This window comes from uncultured Faecalibacterium sp., assembly GCF_900066275.1.
GTDB lineage: Bacteria > Bacillota > Clostridia > Oscillospirales > Ruminococcaceae > Faecalibacterium > Faecalibacterium taiwanense.
This window is the reverse complement of sequence record NZ_FMFG01000019.1, coordinates 10585-14845: the sequence shown is the minus strand read 5'-3', so window position 1 is coordinate 14845 and position 4261 is coordinate 10585. Positions and strand designations below refer to the sequence as shown.

The following is a 4261-nucleotide window of genomic DNA, read 5'->3' as shown; positions in this document are numbered from 1 at the left end:
ACAGAAAAGCCCGACGGGAAGTGCGAGGGCTTGCCTTCGCTGGTGGTCTGGCGAGCGCAGGCGGGACGGAGTGTCCGGTGACGATCCCCCTATCAAAGAAAGGAAAGCTCCATGAATTACAACAAAGCTGATTTCATTGCCAGCTACGGCATTTCCAGCCAGCTGCCCGAGAGCGACCGCCCGGAGCTGAGCTTTTCGGGGCGGTCCAACGTGGGCAAATCCAGCCTCATCAATAAGCTGTGCAGCCGCAAAAACCTCGCCCGCGTGTCCAGTACGCCGGGCAAAACGGCCACCATCAATTTCTATTCGGTGGACGACTGCTACTTTGTGGACCTGCCCGGCTACGGCTACGCCAAGGTGAGCAACGCCGACCGTGAGCGCTGGGACGACCTCATCAACAGCTACTTTGAAGCACCCCGCCACCACACCCTGCTGGTGCAGCTGCTGGACTGCCGCCACGCCCCCAGCGCCGACGATGAGCAGATGCTGCGCTACCTGCACTATCACCAGATCCCCTACGTGGTGGCCCTGACCAAGGCCGACAAGCTCAAAAAGAGCCAGCTGGCCAAGACGCTGGAAGACTTTGAGAACTTCTGCCGCCCCTATGGCTGCCAGAAGGTGGTGCTGACCAGCGGCGAGAACGGCTACGGCATCCCGGAGCTGCAGGCGGTGCTCAATGCCGCTGTGGCCGAGGAACAGGAAGCGGAGTAAACCATGGCCTACAACGAATTTGCCTATTTCTACGATGAATTCAACGGCGAGGCCGATTACGATGCCCTGTATGCCCACATCCATGCAAAGCTCAAGGAGCACGGCATCCACGACGGCATCCTTGCCGACCTTGGCTGCGGCACCGGTGAGCTGACGCTGATGCTCACGCAGGCGGGCTATGATATGATCGGCATTGACCAGTCCGAGGAGATGCTCTGCGTTGTGCGCGATAAGGCCGAACAGCTGGGCCTTTCCGGCAGGCTGCTGCTTTTGCGGCAGGACCTGCTCAAGCTGGATCTGTACGGCACCATCCGGGGCGCGGTGTCCACCTTTGACACCTTCAACCACATCCCGGACCTGGACACCGCCATTGCCAACGCGGGCTTTTTCATGGAGAAGGGCGGGGTGTTCCTGTTCGATATGAACACGCCCTACAAGCACCGGAACGTGCTGGGCGACAACGCGTTCACCTTTGAGGAAGAGGATGCCGCCTGTGTGTGGCGCAACCACTACGATGCCGCCAACCGCCGCGTGGAGATCACCGTGGACATCGACTACCACGAGACCGGCGAGCACTTCCACGAGCAGTTCTGCGAGTACACCTATGACCTTGACACCATCCGCACCGCGCTGGAAAAGCACGGCTTTGCGCTGGAAAGCGTCTGCGACGGCGAGACCTTCGGCCCGCTGACCGAGGACAGCCAGCGCTATTTCTTCTGCGCAGTCAAGCAGTATACACAATTGGAGGGATAACTTTATGGCAAATCTGATCCGCGGCCTGTCGGAGAACGGCGGGGTCGTGTTCTGTGGCGTGGATTCCACCCAGATCGTCCGCAAGGCCGAAAAGCTGCACACCACCAGCGCCACCTGCAGCGCGGCACTGGGCCGTCTGCTCACCGGCGCGGCCCTGATGGGCTCCATGCTCAAGGACGACCGTGACCAGATCACCCTGCGTGTGTCCGGCGGCGGCCCGGCGGGCGTGGTCATTGCCTGCACCGACGGCACCGGCAACGTGAAGGGCTGCATCGATCACCCCTTGGTGGAGCTGCCCGCAAAGCCGAACGGCCATCTGGATGTGGGCGGCGCTGTGGGCAAAGACGGTGTGCTCACCGTCATCCGGGATAACCGCCTGCAAAAGGAGCCTACCGTGGGTCAGGTGCCGCTGGTCTCCGGCGAGATCGCTGAGGACCTGACCGCCTACTACGCCTACAGCGAGCAGGTGCCCACCGTCATGGCGCTGGGCGTGCTGGTGGACAAAGACCTGTCCATCCTGTGCGCAGGCGGCTTTATGGTGCAGCTGCTGCCCGGTGCCACCGATGCGGAGATCGATCAGCTGGAAAAGAATATCGCGGCCATGCCGTCCGTCACCACCCTGCTGCACGAGGGCAAGACCCCCGAGGACATGATGCAGCTGGCGCTGGCGGGCTTTGACCCCAACGTGCTGGACGAGCGCGATGTGCACTACCAGTGCGACTGCAGCGCCGAGCGCACCAAGGAGATGCTGTTCAGCCTTGGCCGCAAGGAGCTGGTGAGGATGCGCGACGAGGACCCCGCCTGCGAGGTGGTGTGCCACTTCTGCCACAGCAAGTACCAGTACGACCTCAACGACCTGCTTGCCGAGTACGACGCGCAGGCGGCGGAGCGTGCCGCTGCAGAGCAGGGGACTTGACAAACCGCTAAAAAATAACTATACTACAAATAGAAAAGGCGCTGTCCGCAATGGTCAGCTCCTTCCGGTTAGATCAATAAGAATGACCGCCACGGTTTGGGAGTCTGGGGCGGTCATTTCTTATTGTTATGGATCTCTTTGAAGATTGCCCATGCAATCTGAAATGTAATTCCAACTGTACCGCCAACAATGACGAACAGCTGCAGAACCTCTTCCAACTTCATGATGCATCCCCCCTTCCGCGTTTGCGAACGGGGGAACAAACAATAAGCTTTTACGTCCCCCGGACGCTTGCCGGAGGGAAGCATGACCACCTGCGCTTGCAGACAGCACCTTAACGCCACCCTTTGGGGTGGTGTTTTTAGTTTAACATATTTTTTGGCGAATTACAACGGGAATCCTTTCACCCGCAGATGTCCGCTGCCACGGTGTAGGTAACGGTATAGTCCAGTACATTGCCGTTCACGGTGCAGTCCTCTTTGCGGGCGATGTGCTCCGCGTCCGGCCATGCGGCGTACAGCGCCTGCAGGCTTTGCAGCCGGGCCAGCGCGGCGGCCTGCGCTTCGGTGCGGTGCAGCGTTTCCGGCTGCTGCACATAGCGGCAGGTCTCCTCCACAGAGCAGGGCAGGGCAAGGCCCAGCAGCGGCACCTCCGGCTGGAAGTGCCGGAGGACCACCGCCGCATGTTCCGGCGCAGGCGCGGCGGGCAGGGAGAAGGTGTGCCCGAACGCTGTCACCCGGTATGTGCGGGTGCACGCGCCGGTGTACTGCTGCACCGTCTCTTCCAAGGGCACGGTGCGGGTGTCGCTCCACTCAAACTGCGCAACCACCGTTCCGGCGGCGGGCGCAAAGATCAGGGTGCCGTCCCGCTCGGCGCGGGCTGTGCCAATGAGGCCCTGCCCGGCTTCCACCTGCTGGCCCGGCTGCACCAGCATGGTGCCGCTGGTAAGGTTCGTGCGCAGAACAGTGCCGCCGCATTTTGCCCGGATGCCGTGCAGCGTTCCGGCGGCAATGTCCGGCTTGGGCCTGGCCGCGGCGGCTTCCACCACCAGCCGCCCTTTGGCAAAATTCAGGCTGGCCCAGGAGAACTCGCCGCTGTGCAAAAGGGCGTACTCCCCGGCGGTGAGCTTTGCCTCGGTCACAGCCGCACCGGGCTGCAGGCCCGCTTCCCGCAGGACGGCGCAGGCCCGCGCAGCCTGTCCGGTGGTGAGGGAAGAGGTGTCCGCATACCAGACGAACTGCTGTGCAAAGAGCAGCAGCGGCACAAACACCGCCAGCCCCGCCCAAAGCCCGGCCCGGCGCAGCAAGGGGCGCAGGCAGAAATACAGCCCCAGCTTCCGGCGGATGCGCAGCCGTACCCGGTGCTTGCGGGCCAGTGCGGCAAGGCGCGGGTACTGCCACGCGGCGCACCGCCCGCCAAACCCTCCCGGCAGGGCCGTGACCCCGTAGGGATGCAGCCCGGCCCGGGCGGCAGCGGTAAGCAGGGCTTCGGTGCTGCCATTGCATGCGGTGAACTCCACCGCGGCCCAAAGGCTTACCGGTTCCATGGGCACCTCCTAGTCATCCGCAAAGTCCGTGCGCACGAACCGCCCCCGCAGGGTCAGGCGGCTGGCGGTAAGGGTGACGATCTTCAGCCCGTCGCCGTAGATGGTCAACCGGCCATGGGGCATCTGCAGGCACAGCCGGTCGGGGCTGTAGGCCAGAATGCGGCAAAAGTGCTCCACCTCCATGCGGCCCCCGCTCAGGTAGACGGCAGGGGCGTGGTAAAAGCCCTGCGGCGGCTGACGGAACAGCAGGGCCAGCCAGCTTTGCAGCAAAAGCCGCTTTTTGCGCTTGGCACACATCCCATTCCCTCCCATCCCGCAGTTCTGCCCGCGGCGCG

Annotated in this window: 5 protein-coding genes; 3 read left to right on the top strand and 2 right to left on the bottom strand. The window is 63.0% G+C overall.

Translation table 11 applies throughout. The features are described 5' to 3' along the window. The first annotated feature begins 111 nt into the window (after positions 1-111). From yihA to hslO, 3 genes are read left to right on the top strand one after another with little or no spacing between them, the layout of a single operon-like run. Positions 112-711: a ribosome biogenesis GTP-binding protein YihA/YsxC gene (yihA, locus tag QZL71_RS07940; protein WP_294648430.1), complete on the top strand. Its 600-nt coding sequence runs from the start codon at positions 112-114 to the stop codon at positions 709-711. 3 nt (positions 712-714) lie between these two features. Continuing rightward, a complete protein-coding gene (locus QZL71_RS07935) occupies positions 715-1464 on the top strand; it encodes a class I SAM-dependent DNA methyltransferase (RefSeq protein ID WP_005940360.1) in 750 nt (249 codons plus the stop codon). A 4-nt stretch (positions 1465-1468) separates the two neighbouring features. Continuing rightward, positions 1469-2380 (top strand): Hsp33 family molecular chaperone HslO, encoded by a 912-nt coding sequence (gene hslO / locus QZL71_RS07930; protein WP_097777920.1) that lies wholly within the window; start codon positions 1469-1471, stop codon positions 2378-2380. A gap of 403 nt (positions 2381-2783) precedes the next feature. Here the strand turns inward: hslO and QZL71_RS07925 are convergent, their stop codons facing one another. Both QZL71_RS07925 and QZL71_RS07920 read right to left on the bottom strand, forming a co-directional pair. Next, the gene (locus tag QZL71_RS07925) at positions 2784-3926 is read right to left on the bottom strand and encodes a sporulation protein YqfD (protein WP_294648429.1); all 1143 of its coding nucleotides are present in this window, start codon (positions 3924-3926) and stop codon (positions 2784-2786) included. Between the two features lie 9 nt (positions 3927-3935). Then, on the bottom strand, positions 3936-4261 hold a 326-nt coding region (locus QZL71_RS07920; RefSeq protein ID WP_363912656.1), incomplete at its 5' end, for a YabP/YqfC family sporulation protein.

What these genes read in the sequence shown, in the direction of transcription:
- hslO (WP_097777920.1), top strand. Translation starts at nt 1,469, where the DNA reads ATGGCAAATCTGATCCGCGGCCTGTCGGAGAACGGCGGGGTCGTGTTC.
- QZL71_RS07925 (WP_294648429.1), bottom strand. Translation starts at nt 3,926, where the DNA reads ATGGAACCGGTAAGCCTTTGGGCCGCGGTGGAGTTCACCGCATGCAAT.
- QZL71_RS07935 (WP_005940360.1), top strand. Translation starts at nt 715, where the DNA reads ATGGCCTACAACGAATTTGCCTATTTCTACGATGAATTCAACGGCGAG.
- yihA (WP_294648430.1), top strand. Translation starts at nt 112, where the DNA reads ATGAATTACAACAAAGCTGATTTCATTGCCAGCTACGGCATTTCCAGC.